The following is a 2622-nucleotide window of genomic DNA, read 5'->3' on the forward strand; positions in this document are numbered from 1 at the left end:
CTTTCCTTTGACGGTCACAGCCAGGGCGTTGGCATTCAAATGATGGTTCGATACCGTCAGCGTTGGTGTGCCACAGCCACTCAGCACGATCATGAGAGAAGCTGCTGCGATCAATAAGCTCAATATTTTTTTCATCGTCTGCTCCTCCCTAATCAAATGAAACGTCATCTGAGAATTGACTGTTGTACAGGTCAGCATAGAAACCATTTTTGGCAAGCAGCTCATTATGCGTTCCGGTTTCAACAACCGCCCCATGATTCATCACAATAATATTGTCTGCATTTTGAATTGTCGACAATCTGTGAGCCACGACAAAGCTGGTCCGATTTTCCAACAACTGACTCATAGCGTGCTGGATCTGAACTTCGGTCCGAGTATCGACTGAGCTGGTCGCCTCATCCAAAATCAGAATTTCAGGGTTCGCCACAAAGGCACGGGCAATCGTAATTAATTGACGCTGTCCTTGAGAAATGTTGGAAGCAGACTCATTTAAGATAGTATCGTAGCCCTTTGGCAGCTTACGGACGAATTCATCCACGTGAGCGGCTTTAGCGGCTTCAATGATTTCGTCTTTGGAAGCGTCTTCGCGGCCGTATTTAATGTTGTCATAAATCGACCCCGTGAACAGCCAGGTATCTTGGAGAACCATCGCAAAGTGAGACCGCAATGCTTCTCGATCCAAATCTCTGGTGTCGACACCCTTGAGGCGAATACTACCGCCCTTAACGTCGTAGAAGCGCTCCAACAGGTTAATGATGGTTGTCTTACCGGCACCGGTTGGACCGACGATAGCGACCTGCTGGCCACGTTTAACGGCAAGGTTATAATCCTTCATCAACAACTCGTCATCGTTGTAGCCAAATTGAACGTGTTCCAACTCGACTAAATTATCGGTATTTTCTTCAACCGGTCGATTTTGCTTGGTATTCTTCATTTCTTCTTCATCAATCACTTCAAACACCCGCTCAGCTGAAGCGATCGTCGACTGAATGGTGTTCATCAAGTTGGCTAACTGAGAAATTGGTTGTGAAAACTGGTTGGTATACTGCAAGAAGGCCTGCACGTTACCAAGGGTGACCGTTCCGTTCGCAACCTGGATGCCACCAACAACGGCAACGAAGACGTAACCAATGTTATTTAAGAAGATCATCATGGGCATGATAATCCCTGAAATAAATTGGGCTTTCCAAGCAGCTTGATAATATTTCTTATTTTGAACTTCAAACTGGTCAATCGTGTCCTGTTCCTTATTAAAACTCTTGAGGACGATTTGGCCAGCGTAGTTTTCTTCCACTTGGTTGTTTAATAAGCCAAGACTCTTCTGTTGGGCCGCGAAATACTTCTGGGATCGTGGTGCAATCACGCCGACAATTAACAAGCTCAACGGAATCGTTACCAATGCAATCAAGGTCAATTTCCAACTAATCGTAAACATCATCCACAAAGTTCCAATGAAGGTCACAAAAGACGTAACCGCCTGGGTAAGACTTTGTTGGAGGGTGCTGGCGATATTATCCATATCGTTAACCGCCCGGCTCATGACATCACCGTTACTGTGCGTATCGTAGTATTGGATGGGCACCAGGCGCATCTTTTGTTTCATTTGCCGCCGTAATTTATAGACCGTATTCTGTGAAATTCGGGTCATAATATACTGTTGCAAGAAGCTGAAGACCGCAGAAGCCAAATACATCACAAGAACGATGAGAATAATTTGGACAATCTTTTGATAGTTAATCGGAAGTGAAGCCACGCTAAAGCCGGCTTTTTGTTGGGCATTTCCCTTCATCAAGCCCTTAAAGATTTCAGTCGTTGCTTCTCCTAAAATCTTCGGGGTTCGAATCTGGAAGATAACACTGATAATGGCAAAGGCCAGAACCAGGATTAAACCGACCAGGCGATCTTGCATGTAATCCAGCAGTCGCTTAGTGGTCCCCCAAAAGTTATGGGGTTTTTCGACAACTCCCTGAAAGCCGCCATGGCCACCATGATTTTGGTTGCCGGCAGGTTGTGGTGCCGTATCTTTTTCAGCCATTATTTGTCATCCTCCTCTCGTAATTGTGAGTGAATAATTTCTTGATAAACCTTGTTGTTGGCGCGGAGCTCATCGTGAGTGCCTTTGCCAACCAACTTACCGTTATCAAGCACTAAGATCAGGTCAGCGTCAGCCACCGTGGCGATTCGTTGGGCCACGATAACCGTAATACTTTGCTGGATGTGCTCATCAGCTCTTAAAGCAGCCCGCAAATCAGCATCGGTCTTGAAATCCAGTGCTGAAAAGGAGTCATCAAAGACGTACACAGCAGACTTCTTAACCAGGGCTCTGGCAATGGCCAACCGTTGCTTTTGACCACCTGAGAAGTTATCCCCACCCTGTTCGACTTGCAAATCAAGGCCGGCTGGATCTTCTTCAACGAAGTCTTTGGCTCGAGCAATGTCCAGTGCGTGCCAAATCTCATCATCAGTGGCATTGGGGTTTCCATACTTCATATTGTCGCGAATGGATCCGGTGAATAAGGTCGCTTTTTGAGGAACAAAGGACACTTGATTTCGCAGGTCTTTCATCGAAAGGTCGTTGATGTTATGACCATCCAACTCGATTTCACCTTTATCAACATCGTA

The 2622-nt window shown here is 46.0% G+C and carries 2 protein-coding genes; both read right to left on the bottom strand.

Annotated features, from left to right (window positions below; translation table 11 throughout):
* Nucleotides 1–148: 148 nt before the first annotated feature.
* Entirely contained in the window at nt 149–2035 is a 1887-nt protein-coding gene (locus AB3112_RS10555; protein ID WP_084974252.1) for an ABC transporter ATP-binding protein, read from the bottom strand.
* A partial coding sequence (locus tag AB3112_RS10560) for an ATP-binding cassette domain-containing protein (protein ID WP_367334461.1) occupies nt 2035–2622 on the bottom strand: 588 nt, incomplete at its 5' end. The genes AB3112_RS10560 and AB3112_RS10555, both read right to left, overlap by 1 nt.

It is taken from the genome of Lentilactobacillus sp., assembly GCF_040773105.1.
GTDB classification, from domain to species: domain Bacteria; phylum Bacillota; class Bacilli; order Lactobacillales; family Lactobacillaceae; genus Lentilactobacillus; species Lentilactobacillus parabuchneri.